Below are 21466 nucleotides of genomic sequence, written 5' to 3'. Positions count from 1 at the left end.
TGAATAAGATTTTGCCATAGTTTTGTTCTATTTAGTAATTTGAACAAAAGTACAACTTTGGAAGAATAAAAGAAAGTCTCAAACAGTTTTTAACCGTTTGAGACTTTCTTTTATAAGTTGAATATAGAGAGACTATGCCATAAAGCACATTACCCTACAATTTCCAACCTTTAATTTATAATTTTTAATTATTAATTAATCAAAGGTTCTTTCCGTGGCAGTTTTTATACTTTTTGCCGCTTCCGCATGGACAAGGATCGTTACGACCTACTGTCTTCTCTGCACGAATCGGTTCACGTTTCTGCTGTTCACGAGTATCCTGATTTGCAGCAGCCTGCTGGTTCGGATCACTCAAATTTTCTTTGTTTTCGCGATACTTGCTCATATCCTGGCGCTGTTCAGGAGCAGCCTGACGTACTTCCACACGGCGTGCTGATTCGTCTGGAGCCTCTTGTACAGGAATTTGTCCACGCATCAAGATAGATATAGTCTGGTTGTTGATCTTGTTCACCATGGCGTCGAACAAAGTCACAGATTCCAGTTTATAAATCAACAGCGGGTCTTTCTGTTCGTAACTTGCGTTCTGTACGGAATGTTTCAGTTCGTCCAGTTCGCGGAGGTTTTCTTTCCATGCTTCGTCGATAACGTGGAGCAGGATTGATTTCTCGAACGATTTCACCACTTCTTTAGATTCCGATTCGTAAGCCGCTTTCAGGTTACAAGAGATATTGTACATCCGTTTACCGTCTGTAATAGGAATCAGGATGTTTTCGTACATGTGTCCCTGGTTTTCATATACCTGTTTGATAACCGGATTAGCGATCTGTGCCAGACGTTCAGTTTTGCGTTTGAAGTTATCCATCGCAATGTTGAAAGTCTTTTCGGCCAACTTTTCTTTCTTCTCGTTACGGAATTCTTCTTCAGTGAACGGAGTTTCCATCGCCAATGTCTGAAGCAGTTCCATCTGGCAGCCTTCATAATCATTGTTTTCGATAGCATTGGCACAACGGTCCCAAATCATGTTCACGATGTCCATACCAATACGTTCACCCATCAAAGCGTGGCGGCGTTTGGTGTAAACCACTGTACGCTGCTTGTTCATCACGTCGTCATATTCCAACAGACGTTTACGAATACCGAAGTTATTTTCTTCCACCTTCTTCTGGGCACGTTCGATAGAGTTGGAAATCATCTTGTGCTCGATCATTTCGCCTTCCTGGAAACCAAGTTTGTCCATTACGCTGGCGATACGGTCGGAGGAGAACAGACGCATCAAATCATCTTCCAGTGACACAAAGAATATAGAAGAACCCGGGTCACCCTGACGTCCTGCACGACCACGCAACTGGCGGTCTACACGACGGGATTCGTGACGTTCCGTACCGATGATGGCCAAACCGCCCGCAGCTTTCACTTCCGGACTTAACTTGATGTCGGTACCACGACCTGCCATATTGGTAGCGATGGTTACTGTTCCGCTCAAACCGGCAGTAGCAACGATATCTGCTTCTTTTTGGTGCAGTTTGGCGTTCAATACCTTGTGCTCGATATGGCGCATGGCAAGCATCTTGCTCAACATTTCGGAGATTTCTACCGAAGTAGTACCCACCAATACCGGACGTCCTGCCTGAACCAATTTTTCGATTTCCTCGATAACAGCTTTATACTTTTCGCGTTTCGTCTTGTAAACGCGGTCGTTCATATCCTTTCTTGCAATCGGACGGTTGGTCGGGATCACGACTACGTCCAATTTGTAGATGTCCCAAAGTTCGCCTGCTTCCGTTTCAGCAGTACCGGTCATACCGGACAGTTTGTGATACATACGGAAGTAGTTCTGCAAAGTAATCGTTGCAAAGGTCTGCGTAGCAGCTTCCACTTTCACACGTTCCTTGGCTTCGATAGCCTGGTGCAATCCGTCAGAGTAGCGGCGACCTTCCATGATACGGCCTGTCTGCTCGTCTACGATCTTCACCTGTCCGTCGATTACTACATATTCATCATCTTTCTCGAACATGGTGTAAGCCTTCAACAATTGGTTGATGGTGTGTACACGTTCCGATTTGATGGCATAGTTTGTCAGAAGTTCATCTTTCTTTTCAAGCAGTTGTTCGTTAGTCAGATGTTGGTTTTCCAGTTCCGAAAGTTGTCCGGCGATGTCCGGAAGAACGAACAATGTCGGGTCTTCAGAGTTACCGGTAATCAGGTCTACACCCTTGTCTGTCAGGTCTACACTATTCAGTTTCTCGTCGATCACGAAATACAGCGGATCAGTAACTTCATGCATACGCTTGTTGTTCTGTTCCATGTAGATTTCTTCCGTTTTGAGCATACCTGCCTTGATACCCTGTTCACTAAGGAACTTAATCAAAGCCTTGTTTTTCGGCAATGCCTTGTGGCTGCGGTATAAAGCGAGGAATCCTTCTTCCACCTCTTTCTTATCGTTGGATGCGATCAGTTTTTTTGCTTCGGAGAGATATTTGGTAGCCAATACTTTCTGTGCTTCTACCAGACGTTCTACTAACGGACGGAGTTGCTCGAACAATTGGTCGTCGCCTTTCGGTACAGGACCGGAGATAATCAACGGAGTACGGGCGTCGTCAATCAATACCGAGTCGACCTCATCGACGATGGCATAGTTGTGCTGACGTTGTACAAGATCTTTCGGGCTGATAGCCATGTTGTCACGCAGGTAGTCGAAACCGAATTCGTTGTTCGTACCGAACGTGATGTCTGCCAGGTATGCCTGACGGCGTGCGTCGGAGTTCGGTTGATGGCGGTCGATACAATCCACGCTCAAGCCGTGGAACATATAAAGAGGTCCCATCCATTCGGAGTCACGTTTGGCGAGGTAATCATTCACGGTAACCACGTGCACACCGTTTCCGGTCAGTGCGTTGAGGAATACCGGGAGGGTAGCCACCAATGTTTTACCTTCACCGGTTGCCATTTCCGCAATCTTACCTTTATGCAGAACGACACCACCGAAGAGCTGTACATCGTAGTGAACCATGTTCCATACCGTATCGTTACCACCGGCTATCCAGTGATTCTGATAGATGGCCTTGTCACCTTCGATGCGTACAAAGTCTTTCGTTGCAGCCAGTTGGCGGTCAAAATCCGTAGCGGTAACAACGATTTCTTCATTTTCTGTGAAACGTTTGGCAGTGGCTTTCACGATAGAAAAAGCAACGGGCAGTACTTCGTCCAGTGCTTTTTCATATTTCTCCAGAATTTCTTTTTCTGTCTTATCGATTTGTGCGAAGACTTCTTCGCGGTCTTCCAGTTCCAGTGTCTCGATGCTTGCCTTCAACTCTTCCACTTTCGCACGTTCGGCAGTAGCCGATTCATGGATATATTTTTTGAGTTCTTCCGTTTTGGCACGGAGGGCGTCGTTGTCCAGTTTCTCAACCTCCGGGTAGGCAGCTTTGATCTTTTCCACCCAGGGCTTGATTTCTTTCATGTCTCGTGTGGATTTGTTTCCGAAAATCGAGCTTAAAAATTCATTAAATCCCATGTTATATTATTTAGTTTATTATTTATCTTTTTCTGCACCACAGATTCCACGGATTTACACAGATTTTTTCATATAGAACACGGATCTTTCTTTTTAATCTGTGTGAATCTGTGGGATTTGTGGCGAATAATCTCCGCAAAGTTACATTAAAATGCTGATTTATTTATGTTTTGCTCCCTGTTTTTGTGAGTAAATTTTTACCGTAGGTCGGTAATAGGAGCAGAAGTACAGGCATTGGGAGCCCGGATGCGCATGAAATGTGCCAGTGTAGGCGCAATATGTTCAATGGTTACAGGTGTCTGGATAATGGCCGGTTTTACGGAATGTCCCATGAAAATCAGCGGTGAAGGGATATAAGAATGACGTACCACTTTGTTTTCGCCGCCGTTCTCGTTGACGATGGTCCATCCGGGAAGGACGTCGATTACGAGGTCGCCCGAACGTTTGCGGTGGTAGCCGTTGCGTATTTTATGAATTTCCGGTGTCCATGAACCCAGCAACAGTCGGTTGGCTGAATATGCTTCGTTCACTCCGCTGAACTGCATCAGGAATTCTGCTGACTTTTGTTGGATCTCTGCCAGATTCAGTTCCTTCTTTTCCAGCAATTTATGATTCAGATAAATCTGCTGGTTGTGGTGAGCTTCCACATACTTTCCTTCGCCATACGTAGCCATCAGGTACATATTCAATAGGGCGGCACAACGGTTGAGATAAAACTCTCCGCCGGGAATCTTGTACAATCCCGAGTCAGCCGATTCGCTGTCCGTATATCCGGTGGAAGTGACGAAAATAAGCACGTTTTGTAGTCCTACTTTCTTGTCGAGTGCTTCGAGCAGGTTTTCGATGCTGCGGTCGAGACGCACGTAGGTGTCTTGTATTTCCATGGCACATTCCTGTACGGATTTATGTGCGTAGTTTCCTGCATAATAAGTAAGTGTCAATAAGTCAGTAATGTCATCCATGCCGATGGAGCTTTTGTTCAATGCTTCTTCGGCAAGTGCGTTCACTTCGTCATTCACAAAAGGGCTGGCGATGAAGCGTCTGTACTTATTGTTACGGTCGTCATCAAATTTATATTTGAAGAGTATATCCCGCCAATCTGGCAGAAAAGTGTACATGCCACGGGGGAATACCGGTTCCCATGTCATACCCGCAATACGGAAATCAATCGCCTGCCGGTCATTGTATTGGCTTGCCCACCACGGAAATTCTCCATAATAGGTCGTTCCGCTCCATTTTCCGGTGTTGGGATTGAGCCAGAAAGCACCGTTTCCGGCATGTCCGGCTGCGAAAAGCGCGGCGTCGCAATCGGGGGCGATGGCATATACGAGTCCTTTGCCTTGGGTCGCTATTTTAAGCTCGTCGGCAATGGTGGAAGTCAATAATTTGGTGGGTGCGGCCGTTTGGTCGGTGTAATATCCCATGAATTCGGTATCGTCCGTACTGTTGACGGGGCGAAGGGTAGAGGCGTCCATCCATCGTTGGGAGATGATTCCGTTCATGGAAGGCGTCGTGCCACTGTAAATGGCTGCGATGGCAGAAGCGCGGTCTACGTTGCAGAAGGTATATTCGGCGTTATGGAACACTCTTCCCTCTTTCCAAAGACGTTTGAAGCCTTTCTCGCCGTAGAGTGACGAAAACGCTTCCAGATAGTCCGTACGCAGTTGGTCGATAGTCAGCCCTACCACTAATTTAGGGGCGGAAGGCAGTGACTGGGCTTGTAGCCCGGTGAAAGTCAGTACGGTGATGAGGGAAGTTAGTAGTCCTTTCATTATTTCTTTTTAGATGTCACAATCAGATTGCTTGCTGAACGTATCAGCAAAACGAGTGCCAAAGGTACAACAGCAAAGTCAAATCTTTGCGGAATTACAGGAAAAAGCACTATAAAAAGTGTTAAAACGACCAGATTCAAGGTCAAGTACCAGCATTTCTTCCCTTTTCGGACACAATATACGATGTAGGGAAGGAAAAGAAGTTGTCCCGGATGGAAAACCAATAACAGGAAATTGGAGCTGACTGCCGGGTGTTGGGAGAAGAGGGCGAGGAAGGCGAGGACGCATCCCACGATACCTGCCATGCCAAAAAGAACAAGGTCGATCCCCCATAATCCGGTTCTTCGGCGGATGCCATAGATTGTGGCGGCGGCTGTCAGTATAAATAAGAGCAACGAGCATTGGAGAGGAGTGGGCATCCAGCCGCTTTCATCCGGTTCGGGAGTGACGTCGATTATCAGTTCGTTGGTCTTGACAAGCGGACGGGAATAGGTATCTGTGGAAATCTGTGCGCCGTCGAAAGCATCCATCAGATAGAAGGGGGCAAACATCATTTGCCGTTGTGTGATGGGCTGGTCGGCTTCGCTTCCGATGCAGAGGTCGATGCCGAAACGCGCCCACGGATGTCCTTTGCAATATTGATGTACGATGTCGCGGAAAGTGCGCGAACCATCCTGCGGTTCCGTCGGATAAACCACCTTTCCTGCAATGCTTTCTTCTATCTTGTCCCGGGGACGGGTGGCGCAATTGTCGTAAAAGAAATTATAGCGGTACACCCGGTTTTCCGGGCGATAATTTTCTTGTAATAACTGGATTAGTTCTGTTTTCTCTTCATCAGTCAGGTTCAGTGTCTGCTGCCACACGCTGCGTCCGTAGAATGCGTATTCAGCCGCAAAATGCTCATAATCCGTTACCCCCAGTTGGTAATCGGTTTCTCCGAGCGAGAAGCGGAAGATGAAGTTAGGAGTGTTGAAACTGAATAATCCGTAATTGAACACAGCGTCAATCCCTTGTGACGGATTTTCATAGCGGATGGCAGTGTGTCCGAACAGGGAATATATTTCTTCTCCGGGAGCGCAAGTCAACAAGCTCAAGCGGATGGAGTCGTTGCTGTTGGCAGGTGCTTGTCCGGCGGACGGAAGCAGCAGGAAGAAGGAGAGGATTGTATATAAGAAAAACCGTTTCATTAGCAGGCTCGTTTTATTTTGGTGGCAAATATAGGAAGAATTGTTGGATTCGGGAAAACGGTGGTTCTGTTTTATCGGAATAGAGTCTCTATTTCATACAAACAGAGGCTCTATATGGCTTAAACAGAGGCTCTGTTTCCCTCAAATAGAGCCTCTATTTGGGGACTAAAAAATCGAACAGCCAAACGAACACCCCCTGAAGGTGGCTCAACTGCTTGTCTGTCATGCGTTTGCAACGCTCGAAAAAAAGTAGGCGAACCACCAACCGAACATATATAAATACTAAAATATAATAATCTATATAATATAGTTCGCTCAACACACTTTTTCTGTGTTTTGTGAATGAAAAAATGAAGATGATTCAGGAAATTTGCCTTTAGATGAGATAAAACGGAGCCTCTGTTTGGATGAAATAATGTTTCTGTTGGAACGGAAAATTGATTACAAAATAGTGAAACGCTTTGTGGAACGCTGTTTTTCTCTTGTAATCTATTGCTTATTAGCTGTTTATGATGTAATGAAAAAGGACTGCCGAACGCAAAGTGGAATACATAATAAACAATAAAAGATAATTGATCTATTTAAAAATAGATAGTTCGATATTTTTGTTTGGGGGGATTTCTAAAATGAAAAAAGAAGATAATTCCTCTTCTATGCTTCAACTTTTCTTTTTTTACTTTACCTTTGCGCCCGCTAAAGAACCAAAAGATTTGAATTTAATAATCGACATAGGAAATACAAAGGCAAAGATTGCTTTCTTCGACGGCGGAGAAATGGTGGATGTAGTAGCTGAATCCAATCAGTCTCTAGGTTGCTTGAAAGCTCTTTGTTCTCAATATCCGGTTGAACAGGGGATTGTGGCTACTGTCATTGATCTAAACGAAAAGGTTTTAGCTGATTTGGCCGCTTTGCCGTTTCCTTTGCTCTGGCTCAATCATCAGACTCCGCTTCCGGTTGTCAACCTGTACGAAACTCCCGAAACATTGGGATATGATCGTATGGCTGCCGTAGTGGGTGCTAATGAGCAGTTTCCTCATCGGGATATATTGGTGATTGATGCGGGAACTTGCATTACTTACGAGTTTATCGACTCAAAAGGCCAGTATCATGGCGGTAATATTTCTCCCGGTATGCAGATGCGTTTCAAGGCACTGCATCAGTTTACGGGACGTTTGCCTCTGGTAGACACCAACGGGCGCAAACTCCCGATGGGACGGGACACCGAAACGGCTATACGCGCCGGAGTGATGAAAGGGATGGAATACGAAATTTCAGGTTATATTGAGTCTATGAAGCATAAATATCCTGAACTTTTGGTTTTTTTAACGGGCGGAGATGATTTTTCTTTTGATAGCAGCGTAAAAAGTATCATCTTTGCAGATAGATTTTTAGTGTTGAAAGGATTAAATAGAATTTTAAACTATAATAATGGTAGGATTTAAACACACACTTTGTGCGCTTTTGCTCACGATGGTTACCGGAATGGCAATCGCTCAAAATAATACAAACTCTCCTTATACACGATATGGCTATGGCGACTTGTCCGATCAGAGTTTCGGGAATAGCAAGGCGATGGGGGGAATTGCTTTTGGACTTCGGGATGGAGCACAGATCAATCCGCTGAATCCTGCTTCGTATACAGCCATTGACTCGTTGACGTTTATTTTTGAAGGAGGCGTTAGTCTGCAAAATATGAATATTAGTGGCGGTGGTGTGAAACTGAACGCTAAAAACTCTAGCTTTGACTATCTGGCTATGCAATTTCGTTTGCATCCGAGGGTAGCGATGAGTATCGGTCTGTTGCCGTTCTCCAATGTGGGATATTCTGTATCGGAAAGCAATGAGGCTACAGAAACTTCACCGTATAGCACGAAAAGCCTTACTGGTGAGGGAGGTTTACATCAACTGTATGTTGGTGCGGGTGTAAAAGTCTTGAAAAACCTGTCTGTTGGTGTGAATGCTTCTTATTTTTGGGGAGACATAACCCGCTCGTTGACGCAGCTTTATCCGAATACCGCTTCTGCTTATTCTTACATTAGGCAGAATGCTGTGTCAGTGTCGGATTATAAACTGGATTTTGGATTGCAATATACGCAAGAATTTAACAAAAAACATTCAGCCACTATCGGAGCAGTATATTCTCCGAAGCATAAACTGAATAATGATTATACAGTAACGACGCAAGCTAGCTCAACTGTCAGTCAGGATTGGGATGCTACGCTTGAAGTGCCTAATACTTTTGGCGTCGGCTTTACATATAACTATGACAAACGTTTGACTGTCGGTCTGGATTATAGTTTGCAGCAATGGTCAAAAACAAAGTTTGGCGTAAATACATCGGATGATGCTGTACGTGAAGATTTTGATGAAACATACACGTATTGCGACCGTCATAAAATATCAGTGGGTGCGGAATATATTCCCAATTTGATTGGACGTTCCTATTTATCCCACATCAAATATCGTTTGGGAGCTTATTATACGACTCCGTATTATAAGATTGGTGGTAAAGACGCAGCCCGCGAATATGGCGTAACTGCCGGTTTCGGTCTGCCTGTGCCTCGTTCCCGTTCCATTCTTAGCATCAGCGGGCAGTTTGTTCGTGTAAGTGGACAGGAATCGACCTTTGTAAACGAAAATATCTTCCGCGTTAGCATCGGATTGACGTTCAACGAACGTTGGTTCTTCAAACGCAGAGTAGAGTAATTGAGATGAATGTAAGAAGAGAAAGAATAGACGACTATAATAATAACAACTAAAATTTAGATACAATGAAAATTAAAACGCTTGTGGCTATGTTGTTCCTTTCGGCAGGGGCAACCACTGTGGTAGCACAGGATGCGACTAACTGTAACTCGAACAGTAGTATCTCGCATGAAGCTGTGCGTGCAGGTAATTTTAAAGATGCGTATACTCCTTGGAAAGCTGTGTTGGAAAACTGCCCGACGCTTCGTTTCTATACATTTACTGACGGATATAAAATTCTGAAAGGCTTGATGGGACAAATCAAGGATAGGAATAATCCGGAATATCAGAAATATTTTGATGAGCTGATGAATACGCATGATTTGCGTATCAAATACACAGATGAGTTCTTGGCTAAAGGTACAAAAGTGTCTTCTGCTGATGAAGCTCTGGGTATCAAAGCAGTAGATTACATCGCTTTCGCTCCGAAAATTGATGTTAATCAGGCTTATCAATGGTTGAGCCAGTCGGTAAATGCAGTAAAAGCTGAATCTGCTGCCGCTACTATCTTCTATTTCCTGCAAATGTCTTTGGATAAACTGAAAACAGATCCTAACCATAAGGAACAATTCATTCAGGATTATCTGGCTGCTTCTGAATATGCTGATGCTGCTATTGCCGCTGAAACGAACGAAGCAAAGAAGAAAAACTTGCAAGGTATCAAAGATAATCTGGTTGCTTTGTTTGTAAACAGCGGAACGGCTGATTGCGAATCACTGCAAAACATCTATGGACCGAAAGTAGAAGCTAACCAAACAGACCTGGCTTACTTGAAGAAAGTAATCGATATCATGAAAATGATGAGATGTACGGAAAGCGAAGCTTATCAACAGGCTGCTTTCTATGTGTACAAAATAGAACCTAGTGCAGATGCCGCTACCGGATGTGCTTACCAAGCATTTAAGAAAGGTGACATCGACGGTGCTGTCAAATTCTTCGACGAAGCCATTGGATTGGAAACTGACAACGTGAAGAAAGCTGAAAAAGCATACGCTGCCGGAGCTGTATTGGCTTCTGCTAAAAAACTGTCTCAAGCAAGAGCATATTGTCAGAAAGCTATCGGGTTCAACGAAAACTATGGTGCTCCATATATCCTGATTGCCAATCTGTATGCAATGAGCCCTAACTGGAGCGACGAGTCAGCTTTGAACAAGTGTACTTACTTTGCAGTAATCGACAAACTGCAACGTGCAAAACAAGTAGATCCGAGCGTAGCTGAAGAAGCTAACAGCTTGATCGGTAGATATTCTGGTCATACTCCACAAGCTAAAGACCTGTTTATGTTAGGTTACAAGCAAGGCGACCGCATCACTATCGGCGGTTGGATAGGAGAGACTACAACGATTAGATAACCGTATGTTGCGAAAACGAAGAAACCGTTTGTTGCATAAAAGCATGAGCATAACAATCACCTTCGGGGTGGTTGTTATGCTTCTTTTATTATCTTCCTGTGGCGGAAAACAGAAAGCTATGGGAGAGGCTATCACAGAACGTGATTCTCTTCCGGTGATGACCACATTGGGAGTTACTACCCTTATTTCCGATTCCGGAGTGACACGTTATAGGGTGAACACGGAAGAGTGGATGATGTACGACCGTAAAAAGCCTTCGTATTGGGCGTTTGAAAAAGGTGTGTATATGGAGCAGTTCGACTCTATCTTTAATGTAGAAGCCAGTATTAAAGCAGATACTGCCTATTATTATGACAAAGAAAGGCTTTGGAAGCTGATAGGGAATGTGGATATACAGAACCGCAAAGGAGAGCGTTTTAACACCGAACTGCTCTACTGGAATGAGGCCACTCAAAAAGTCTATTCCGACAAGTTTATACGTATTCAGCAACCGGACAGAATTATCACAGGACACGGCTTCGACTCGAACCAGCAAATGACTATATATACCATTCGTAATATTGAAGGTATTTTCTATGTGGACGAGGAAGCGAGTAGCGGTCCGCCCCAACCGGAAACAAAAGCACTGCCGGATTCAGTGAATAAAGATACTGCGAAATAGGCGAAGTCATATCATTGTACCGTACCTCGTAAATCGTCTGATCGTAAATCAAAACTTATGAATATTTATATCTCTCTAATTATCACCATGGTCTTTTCTGCTTTCTTTTCAGGAGTGGAGATTGCCTTTGTGTCGGTAGACAAACTGCGTTTTGAGATGGAACGCAAGGGGGGAATTACGTCCCGCATCCTTTCTATCTTCTTCAAGAACCCGAATGAATTTATCTCTACCATGCTGGTGGGGAATAATATCGCACTAGTCATCTATGGTATTCTGATGGCACAGATTATCGGCGACAATCTGCTGGCGGGATTCATTGACAATCATTTCCTGATGGTGTTGGCGCAGACCGTTATTTCTACCCTGATTATCCTGGTGACCGGAGAGTTTTTGCCGAAAACAATCTTCAAAATCAATCCTAATCTGGTCTTGAATGTTTTTGCCATTCCGCTTATTGTTTGTTATGTGGTTCTCTATCCCATCTCCAAATTAGCCTCCGGCTTGTCTTGTATCTTCCTTCGTCTCTTTGGAATGAAAGTTAATAAGGATGCGTCCGACAGAGCTTTTGGAAAAGTCGACCTCGATTACTTCGTACAAAGCAGCATTGATAATGCCGAAAATGAAGAAGAGTTGGACACGGAAGTGAAAATCTTCCAGAACGCCCTCGACTTCTCGAACATAAAAATCCGCGACTGCATCGTTCCCCGTACCGAAGTGGTGGCTGTTGATCTGACTACCTCGCTGGACGAGCTGAAAAGCCGCTTCATAGAATCCGGAATCTCCAAGATAATCGTATATGACGGGAATATCGACAATGTAGTCGGTTATATCCATTCGTCGGAAATGTTCCGTGCCCCGAAAAACTGGCATGAGAATGTGAAACAAGTGCCGATTGTGCCCGAAACGATGTCCGCCCATAAACTGATGAAACTCTTCATGCAGCAAAAGAAAACGATTGCCGTAGTGGTGGATGAATTTGGCGGTACGTCCGGCATCGTGTCTTTGGAAGACCTCGTTGAAGAAATCTTTGGAGATATAGAAGACGAACACGATAACACTTCCTATATCAGCAAGCAGATCGACGAACGCGAGTATGTGTTGTCCGCCCGCCTGGAGATAGAAAAAGTCAATGAGACGTACGGACTCGACTTGCCCGAGTCGGATGATTATCTGACAGTAGGAGGGTTGATCCTGAACCAATATCAGAGCTTCCCGAAGTTGCATGAAGTGGTCCGGGTAGGACGTTATCAATTCAAGATAATTAAGGTCACAGCGACAAAAATAGAACTCGTGCGATTAAAAGTCTTGGAATAATGACGATAATCAAGAAATTTTTAGCCAATAAATAGATGCATATTAGCATTTTTTGTATCTTCGTGCGCTAAAACGACAAAAGAAAGAAATAATAATAAACATAAATCGTATTAATCAAAATGGCAACGTTACAAAACATTAGGTCGAAAGGACCTCTATTGGTGATTGTTATCGGCTTGGCGCTGTTTGCTTTCATTGCGGGTGACGCATGGAAGGTGATGCAGCCGCATCAGGCACATGACGTAGGTGAGGTGAACGGAGACGCTCTTTCCGCTCAAGAGTATCAGAATTTGGTAGAAGAATATACCGAAGTGGTGAAACTCATGCGTGGGGTGACCGCCTTGAATGACGAACAAACCAATCAGGTGCGCGATGAAGTATGGCGTTCCTACGTAAACAATAAACTGATCGAAAAAGAAGCAAAAGCACTGGGATTGACTGTTTCTGCTGCTGAAATCCAGGACATCCTGAAAGCAGGCGTTCATCCTTTGTTGAGACAAACTCCTTTCCAGAATCCGCAAACAGGAAACTTTGACAAGGATATGTTGAATAAGTTCCTCGTGGAATATGCCAAGATGAGCGAATCACAAATGCCGGCACAGTATGCTGAACAATACAATAACATGTATAAATACTGGTCTTTCATTCAGAAAACTCTGATCGAGAGCCGTCTGGCAGAAAAGTATCAGGCATTGGTGTCTAAAGCTCTTCTTTCCAATCCGGTGGAAGCACAGGACGCTTTCGACGCAAGAGTGAACCAGTACAACGTGTTGATGGCTGGTATTCCTTACTCTTCTGTAGTGGACTCTACAATCGTAGTGAAAGAATCGGAACTGAAAGACTTGTATAACAAGAAGAAAGAACAATTCAAGCAATATCAGGAAACTCGTGACATCAAGTACATTGATGTACAAGTGACTGCAAGTGCTGAAGACAGAGCTGCTATCCAGAAAGAAGTGGACGAAGCTACTGAACAGTTGGCTACTACTACGGAAGATTATACTTCTTTCATCCGCTCGACTGGCTCGGAAGCTCCTTATGTAGACTTGTTCTATAACAAAACAGCTTTCCCGTCAGATGTAGTTGCCCGTTTGGACTCTGCTTCGGTAGGTACTATTTATGGTCCTTACTATAACGGTGCCGACAATACAATCAACTCTTTCAAAATTGTAGCTAAAGCTGCTGCTGCCGACTCTGTCGAATTCCGTCAGATTCAGGTATACGCAGAAGATGCTTTGAAAACAAAGACCTTGGCTGACAGTATCTACAACGCGATCAAGGGTGGTGCTAACTTTGCTGATCTGGCAAAGAAATATGGTCAGACTGGTGATGCAAACTGGCTAACTTCTGCACAGTACGAAGGTGCACAGATAGACGGCGATAACCTGAAATTTATCTCTGCTATCAACAATGCAGGTGTGAACGAACTGGTGAACTTGCCGATGGGACAAGCAAACGTAATTCTTCAGGTGACTAACAAGAAATCTGTAAAAGACAAATATAAAGTAGCTGTTATCAAACGTGAAGTAGAGTTCAGCAAAGAAACTTACAACCGTGCTTATAATGATTTCAGCCAGTTTATCGCAGCTAATCCGAGTGTAGAAAAGATGGTAGCTAACGCTGAAGAAGCCGGTTACAGACTGCTCGACAGAATGGATTTGAGTAGCTCTGAACACAATATCGGTGGCGTAAGAGGTACAAAAGAAGCGTTGAGATGGGCGTTTGATAAAGCAAAACCGGGTGATGTTTCCGGCTTGTACGAATGTGGCGAAAGCGATCACATGATGGTAGTAGGTCTGGTAGGCATTAAGCCGGAAGGATATCGTCCGTTGAAAGCAGTACAGGATCAGTTGAGAGCTGAAATCGTAAAAGATAAGAAAGCTGAAAAGATTATGGCTGACATGAAAGCTGCCAATGCAACTTCATTCAACCAGTACAAAGAGATGACTAATGCAGTCAGCGACTCTTTGAAGATGGTTACTTTTGCAGCTCCTGCATACGTATCAGCATTGCGCAGCAGCGAACCGCTGGTAGGTGCTTATGCTTCTGCAGCTGAAGTAAATCAGTTGAGCGCTCCTATCAAAGGTAATGCCGGAGTATTTGTATTGCAGGTATACGGCAAGGACAAACTGAACGAAACATTCGACGCAAAAGCAGAAGAAGCTACGCTGACTAACATGCACGCACGTTTTGCCAGCCGTCTGATGAATGATTTGTATCTGAAAGCAAACGTAAAAGATACACGCTTCTTGTTCTTCTAAACAAGTAGCAAGTAATAGATAGTAGGCACGGATTACACGGATTTACGCGGTTTAAACTTATGAGGGAACCGCGAAACCCGTGTAATCCGTGCCTTTTTTGTGCTCGTTTTTTTTGTTTATGGTCTTTGTTATCTGATTAAATTTCCATATCTTGCCAATCTTTATCAATTGGCTTTGTGGAATACTTCATTAACTAATACGAATCTATATTATGACTAAACAACTAGCCCAGTATTCAGTTCCCGCTGAAAATTCACGTGTTATCCGTGTATTCCTTTCGTCAACGTTCAGAGACATGGAGATGGAACGTTCTGCATTAGTCAAACTCTTTAAGGGTTTGCAAGTGAAGGCTGCCAGCCGTGGTGCCACCATTTCATTGGTTGATTTGCGTTGGGGAATCACAGAAGAAGATGCGAAAAGCGGCAAGGTTGTTGAAATATGCCTGAAAGAGATCGTTAACTCCCGGCCTTTCTTCATTGGTATGGTAGGCGACCGCTATGGATGGTGTCCCAGTTATGAAGATTTATCTCAAACTCTGAATGACAGCTTGGAATATCGTTGGATAGAAGATGACTTGAATCACCATTTGAGTGTGACGGAAATTGAAATGCAGTTTGGTGTACTGCGCAATCCCAATCCGTTACATGCCTATTTTTATATAAAACAGTCGGCAGATGATGAACTGTCTTGCCCTGAAGAGGAGGCTCTTAAACTGAAACGTCTGAAAGAGAGTATTTTGCAACAGGATCGTTATCCTGTGCAGGAGTATGATTCGCCCGAGCAATTGTGTGACTTTGTAGGGCGTGCTTTCACAAGATTGATTGAACGGGAGTTTCCTGAAATACTGACTGTTGAAGATAATCAGGAGTTGCAAGAACAACTGGCACGCAATGAACTCTTATTCAATTATCACTCAATATCTGAAGCAGATCAGGCATTTGCTGACTTTTTGGCGGCGGATGAGCAACGGTGTCTGGTAGTGACGGGCGATTGTGGTCTTGGCAAGAGTGCTTTATTGGCTCATTGGAGCGATTTAGTGAATAATGATATGCCGATAATTCCCATCTATCATCGGTTAGATAGTACTGCTCTGTCTTCTTATCCGGCAACGTTGGTGAGAATGTTAGCCTCAAAGTGCCAGAATGCATTCAAACATCAATCTTTAGGTGAAGAAAAGTTGTTTGCGGCTGAAGTTTCTAAAGAGCCGGACTCGTCTCAAAGTTCCGCCAAATCAATCATGGATATTGTGCAAAATTCGATTGCACTTGGGAATAATATATTGGGTGCTTTTTCGGGAAACACGCTTCGAAATCTCAAGGAGATTGAAGAAGATTTGAATTCTATTCAGAAGTTTGCTCAATTGTGGAGTGTATTAGGCGCATCAAGGTATCCTGTCATTCTGTTGATTGATGACATTAGTTATTTAAATCCGACTGAAGTATCATTGTTCTCTTTATTCGCATCTATCCCTTCAAACGTGAAGGTTGTGTTGAGCTTTTCTGCATCATCTACTGCCTATCTGCCTTTTATTCAGAATGGGTACGTTCATTTCCAGTTGAATGGTTTTTCACAAGTGGATGCTAAGGAGTTCTCAAAACAATATTTGTCTGCTTACTCCAAGACCTTGTCTGCACAGCAGGAAGATATTCTTGGTTCGTGGGTGCTGGCTAAACAACCGCGCTGTTTAAGTGTATTGCTCAATGAGCTGGTTTCGTTCGGTCAGTACGATGCTCTCTATGAATATATGAGTGGATATTGCCGGCTCAATGAGGTTGAGCAATTTTATGACAGTGTGCTTCGGCGTTTGTCGGCTGATTATGGTTTCGAAGAGATTGGAAGAACGCTTCTGATGCTTTCACTTACTTTAGAAGGATTTACCGAAGATGAAGTAAAGAGCATGGCAGGCATAAATCAGATGCTTTGGTCACAGTTGAAAGTGGAAATGAGTAGCTGGCTCACCAACAAAGGAGGGCGATATTGTATTTGTGACACACAAATGGTAGAGGCGATTAAACGATGCTTCGCTCAAGGCGATATGTGCATCGATAAGTGTCGTCATAAAATAATAACCTCTCTTCTGGACAATGAAGATATCCTTTCGCACCAACTGACTTTTGCTGATTATAGCTATCGTATGAAACAGTTCTGCTACCATGATTCTTATCGCTATAAAGTGGAGATTACTTATCAAGGTTATAAGATGCAGGAGCGGAATTTCTTGAGAAAGTGGATTTGTGATGTAGAACTCTTCGAAATTCTGTATCGTACGAATTATTCTTTGTTGGAAGATTGCTGGAAGGCACTTATGAGCGACGACTCTTCTTTTATGCCTGATGTCTATGCCGAATCGGACTTTGGTCAGGTTGATTCTTTTTTGATTCCTGTCATTGCTAATGATATAGCTACTTTCTTAAGTCGTTCTTTTCACCTGACAAAGGTAGCAAATGTTGTGAGTGAGAAATGTATGGAAGGAGCTGCTATACCGCCAATTGCCAGATCAGTGCTGAAAATGAACGAGGGATGTCGCTATGCCCGTGACGAAGAATATGAAATGGCATGTGATTGTTTCCTGAAAGCATTGATGATGCAGGAAAATATTGTACCGATTCCGGTACCCCAGATTACTGATACATGTAGGAATTTGGGGATGGCATGTTATTATAATGGGCAATATAATGAAGCGGTGACTTATCTAAATAGAGCGCTTGGCTATCATGCGGCTTCTACTGACGAGAATAATATGGCAGAAATCATTGAACTTTACGAACTGCTGGCTTATTGCGATTATTATAAGAAAAACGAAGAGAGTGCGGCCGAACAATTCCGGAAAGTAGCTAAAATGCACGAATCTTTGAATGGTAGATTGTCAAGTGGAGTGGCTAAATGCATGCGTATGCAAGGTAGATGTCTTTATTGTGTTAAGCAATACGATGAAGCGTGGAATCTGATGAATCGGGCATTGGATATTTCTATGCAGATAGATAATAGAAAGCAGATAGTCGCTTGTCATAAACAGTTGTATTATCTATGCATAGAATTCAAACGCATAATGAATGAGCGTAACGATGAGCAGGCCGCTACTTTATTCTTCCATGAGTCTCTTCTGCATGAAGTGTTTTTCAGCGAAAAGCCTCGTTTGGCAGAATTGACTATCCGTTACGAGGCATTAAGATGTGATATTATGCAGCAATATTACATGAATAAAGATTATGATAATGTGATTCGTATAGCAACCTCCCTGGATATTCATGATGATGGTGACCCCGATTCTTCCTGTCTGGTATATTACTACAAAGCACTGGCTTATACGAAAAAGAAGGATTATCCAATGGCGAAAGCGGCTTTCTTCAAAGAGTTTGAACTGCGAAAGAAGCATCAGGGATGGGAGAATGAAGATACGATTGTGGCTTGTCAAAACTTAGGGGTTTTACACAAATATTGTTATGAACGGAAAGATGCGCTGGCTTGTTTCCGTGAGGCGTATGGTCACGAAGTGAAACGGAATGGCGAGGACTCTGAATTGGCGCGAACGCTACTTCAATATATCAGCTTTGTTAAATAATAACTTGGGTATACTTCCTTTTTTGTTAACTTTTACATTCCTGCTATACGGAAATCGACTTTATTTCCTTACATTTGCAGATATAAACTATCAACAGAAAGAAGAATGTCTAAATATCCCCTTTTAGGAATGACTCTTGTAGAGCTTCAATCATTGACAAAAAGACTGGGTATGCCCGGCTTTGCTGCCAAGCAGATTGCATCCTGGCTTTACGAAAAGAAGGTAGCCTCGATTGATGATATGACTAATTTGTCATTGAAACACCGGGAGTTGCTCAAGCAGAACTATGAGGTGGGAGCGGAAGCTCCGGTAGATGAAATGCGCTCTGTAGATGGTACGGTGAAGTATCTTTATAAAGTGGGTGAGAACCATTTTGTAGAGTCGGTTTATATACCGGATGATGACCGGGCAACGTTGTGCGTGTCGTCACAAGTAGGTTGCAAGATGAACTGTAAGTTCTGTATGACCGGTAAACAGGGGTATACGGCTAACCTGACCGCCAGCCAGATCATAAACCAGATTCATTCGCTGCCGGAACGGGATAAACTGACTAATGTCGTAATGATGGGAATGGGCGAGCCGCTCGATAACCTGGATGAGGTATTGAAAGCATTGGAACTACTGACCGCTACTTACGGTTACGCATGGAGTCCGAAGCGTATCACGCTTTCTACTGTCGGGCTACGGAAAGGATTGCAGCGTTTTATCGAAGAAAATGACTGCCACCTTGCCATCAGCCTTCACTCTCCGCTGACCGTTCAGCGTGCTGAATTAATGCCGGCGGAAAAGGCGTTTTCAATCACCGAAATGGTGGAACTGTTAAAAAACTATGATTTTAGTAAACAACGTCGACTTTCGTTTGAATATATTGTTTTTAAAGGGCTCAATGATTCGCAGGTCTATGCTAAAGAGTTGCTGAAACTTCTTCGCGGGCTAGATTGCAGGGTGAATCTGATTCGTTTTCATGCCATACCGGGGGTAGACCTCGAGGGGGCGGACATGGATACGATGACCCGTTTTCGTGATTATCTGACGTCACACGGACTTTTCACCACTATCCGTTCATCCAGGGGCGAAGATATTTTTGCCGCTTGCGGTATGCTGTCGACAGCGAAACAGGAGAAAAATAATGAAAGTTAATATATAAAACCGAACATCATGAAAAAGTACTCTTTTATTTTATGCATCGCTTTGGTAGCCTTTGTCGTTGCATCTTGTGGTCTGAAAGGAAATCACACCTCTAGTGGTCGTGCTTACGAGCTTTTGGTTGTAGTAGATCACGGTGTTTGGGATCGTGCTGCCGGAAGGGCTTTACATGATGCGCTCGATGCTGATATGCCCGGTTTGCCGCAGTCGGAACCTTCTTTCCGGATTATGTATACTTCACCGAAAGATTATGATTCTACGCTGAAGTTGATACGTAACATTATTATTGTAGATATACAGGATATATATACGAAAGCCTCGTTCAAATATGCGAAGGACGTGTATGCCAATCCGCAGATGATATTGACTATCCAGGCTCCGAACGAAGAAGAGTTTGAGAAGTTTGTGGAAGAGAACAAAAAGACGATTGTCGACTTCTTTACCCGTGCGGAAATGAACCGTCAGATTACGTTCCTGGAAGGGAAACACAGTAATTTCATTTCGCAGAAAGTGGACAGTTTGTTCGGATGCGACATCTGGGTGGATGCCGAACTGGCTAATTCAAAGACCGGGGATGATTTCTTCTGGGCTTCTACCAACACAGGTACTGCCGACCGTAACTTTGTGATGTACTCTTATCCGTACACTGACAAGGATACGTTTACCAAAGAATATTTTGTGCACAAACGTGACTCCGTGATGAAAGCCAATATCCCCGGATTCAAGGAGGGCGTTTATATGTCGACCGATAGTTTGCTGACCGATGTCCGTCCGATCAATGTGCAGAACAGCTACACAATGGAAGCACGTGGCCTGTGGCGTATGAAGGGCGACTTTATGGGTGGTCCGTATGTGTCTCATACTCGTCTGGACGAGAAAAACCAACGAATTATTACTGCAGAAATATTTGTTTATTCACCTGATAAAATGAAACGCAACCTGGTACGCCAGATGGAAGCATCTCTGTATACACTGAAACTTCCGAATGAAGTTCAGCAGAAGCAGATTCCATTGGGAGAAGCATCTAAGGAAGCGGAACAAACTAATAAATAAAAACATGGAAGATAACAAGATAAGGATAGGTATCACCCAAGGAGATATTAACGGGGTGGGCTATGAGGTGATTCTTAAGACATTTTCCGACCCTACGATGTTGGAACTATGTACTCCGATCATTTATGGCTCACCGAAAGTAGCGGCTTATCATCGCAAAGCGCTGGATATACAGGCCAATTTTAGCATTGTCAACTCTGCTACCGAAGCGGGGTACAACCGTTTGAGCGTGGTGAACTGTACGGATGATGAGGTGAAAGTGGAATTTTCCAAACCCGACCCCGAAGCCGGTAAAGCTGCGCTGGGGGCTTTGGAACGTGCCATCGAAGAATATCGCGAAGGGTTGATAGACGTTATCGTAACAGCTCCGATCAACAAACATACGATTCAGTCGGAAGAGTTCTCCTTCCCCGGACATACGGAATATATCGAAGAACGTCTGGGTAATGGTGATAAGTCATTGATGATTTTGATGAAGAATGACTTCCGGGTGGCTTTGGTTACGACACATATCCCTGTCAGGGAGATCGCGACTACGATTACCAAAGAACTGATTCAGGAGAAACTGATGATATTCCATCGTTGCTTGAAACAGGATTTCGGTATCGGCGCTCCGCGTATTGCGGTGCTCTCTCTCAATCCTCATGCCGGAGACGGTGGTTTGTTGGGAATGGAAGAGCAGGAAGTGATTATCCCTGCCATGAAAGAAATGGAAGAAAAAGGAATCCTTTGCTACGGTCCTTATGCGGCCGACGGATTTATGGGTTCGGGCAATTATACTCATTTTGATGGTATCCTGGCGATGTATCACGATCAGGGGCTGGCTCCGTTCAAGGCCTTGGCTATGGAAGACGGGGTGAACTATACGGCAGGCCTGCCGGTGGTACGTACTTCTCCGG

13 protein-coding genes are annotated in these 21466 nt (G+C 43.9%); 10 read left to right on the top strand and 3 right to left on the bottom strand.

Annotated features, from left to right (window positions below):
- Nucleotides 1–199: 199 nt before the first annotated feature.
- From secA to lnb, 3 genes are all read right to left on the bottom strand, one after another.
- A complete protein-coding gene (gene secA / locus ACT8YW_RS14765; RefSeq protein WP_444105846.1) occupies nucleotides 200–3514 on the bottom strand; it encodes a preprotein translocase subunit SecA in 3315 nt (1104 codons plus the stop codon).
- Nucleotides 3515–3711: 197 nt separating this feature from the next.
- A complete protein-coding gene (locus tag ACT8YW_RS14760) occupies nucleotides 3712–5286 on the bottom strand; it encodes an alkaline phosphatase family protein (RefSeq protein WP_444105844.1) in 1575 nt (524 codons plus the stop codon).
- Nucleotides 5286–6473: a lipoprotein N-acyltransferase Lnb gene (gene lnb / locus ACT8YW_RS14755; protein WP_128859572.1), complete on the bottom strand. Its 1188-nt coding sequence runs from the start codon at nucleotides 6471–6473 to the stop codon at nucleotides 5286–5288. The genes ACT8YW_RS14760 and lnb overlap by 1 nt, the downstream gene beginning before the upstream one ends.
- 653 nt (nucleotides 6474–7126) lie before the next feature.
- Between lnb and ACT8YW_RS14750 the strand changes: the two genes are divergently transcribed.
- The 10 genes from ACT8YW_RS14750 to pdxA all read left to right on the top strand — a co-directional run.
- On the top strand, nucleotides 7127–7915 hold the full coding sequence (locus tag ACT8YW_RS14750) for a type III pantothenate kinase (RefSeq protein WP_008020984.1): 789 nt from the start codon (nucleotides 7127–7129) through the stop codon (nucleotides 7913–7915).
- Nucleotides 7902–9179, top strand: coding sequence for an OmpP1/FadL family transporter (locus tag ACT8YW_RS14745; protein WP_009039713.1), 1278 nt, complete (start codon nucleotides 7902–7904; stop codon nucleotides 9177–9179). The genes ACT8YW_RS14750 and ACT8YW_RS14745 overlap by 14 nt, the downstream gene beginning before the upstream one ends.
- Nucleotides 9180–9244: 65 nt before the next feature.
- On the top strand, nucleotides 9245–10570 hold the full coding sequence (locus tag ACT8YW_RS14740) for a tetratricopeptide repeat protein (RefSeq protein ID WP_009039714.1): 1326 nt from the start codon (nucleotides 9245–9247) through the stop codon (nucleotides 10568–10570).
- Nucleotides 10571–10613: 43 nt separating this feature from the next.
- A complete protein-coding gene (lptC, locus tag ACT8YW_RS14735; RefSeq protein WP_008645327.1) occupies nucleotides 10614–11231 on the top strand; it encodes an LPS export ABC transporter periplasmic protein LptC in 618 nt (205 codons plus the stop codon).
- A gap of 57 nt (nucleotides 11232–11288) precedes the next feature.
- The gene (locus ACT8YW_RS14730; protein WP_004314044.1) at nucleotides 11289–12545 is read left to right on the top strand and encodes a hemolysin family protein; all 1257 of its coding nucleotides are present in this window, start codon (nucleotides 11289–11291) and stop codon (nucleotides 12543–12545) included.
- 119 nt (nucleotides 12546–12664) lie between these two features.
- On the top strand, nucleotides 12665–14806 hold the full coding sequence (locus tag ACT8YW_RS14725; RefSeq protein ID WP_004309807.1) for a peptidylprolyl isomerase: 2142 nt from the start codon (nucleotides 12665–12667) through the stop codon (nucleotides 14804–14806).
- A 211-nt stretch (nucleotides 14807–15017) separates the two neighbouring features.
- Complete coding sequence (locus ACT8YW_RS14720; RefSeq protein ID WP_444105840.1) at nucleotides 15018–18368, top strand: DUF4062 domain-containing protein; 3351 nt, start codon at nucleotides 15018–15020, stop codon at nucleotides 18366–18368.
- A gap of 105 nt (nucleotides 18369–18473) precedes the next feature.
- Nucleotides 18474–19508, top strand: coding sequence for a 23S rRNA (adenine(2503)-C(2))-methyltransferase RlmN (rlmN, locus tag ACT8YW_RS14715; protein ID WP_004309803.1), 1035 nt, complete (start codon nucleotides 18474–18476; stop codon nucleotides 19506–19508).
- An 18-nt stretch (nucleotides 19509–19526) separates the two neighbouring features.
- Nucleotides 19527–20567 carry a DUF4837 family protein gene (locus tag ACT8YW_RS14710; protein ID WP_004309802.1) on the top strand — a complete coding sequence of 347 codons (1041 nt, stop codon included), beginning with the start codon at nucleotides 19527–19529 and terminating at the stop codon, nucleotides 20565–20567.
- 4 nt (nucleotides 20568–20571) lie between these two features.
- The coding region (pdxA, locus tag ACT8YW_RS14705) for a 4-hydroxythreonine-4-phosphate dehydrogenase PdxA (protein WP_444105838.1) at nucleotides 20572–21466 on the top strand (895 nt) is incomplete at its 3' end.

This window comes from Bacteroides sp. (assembly GCF_052357945.1).
GTDB lineage: Bacteria > Bacteroidota > Bacteroidia > Bacteroidales > Bacteroidaceae > Bacteroides.
Note: the sequence above shows the minus strand (reverse complement) of the source record. Positions and strands in the feature narration are given on the sequence as shown.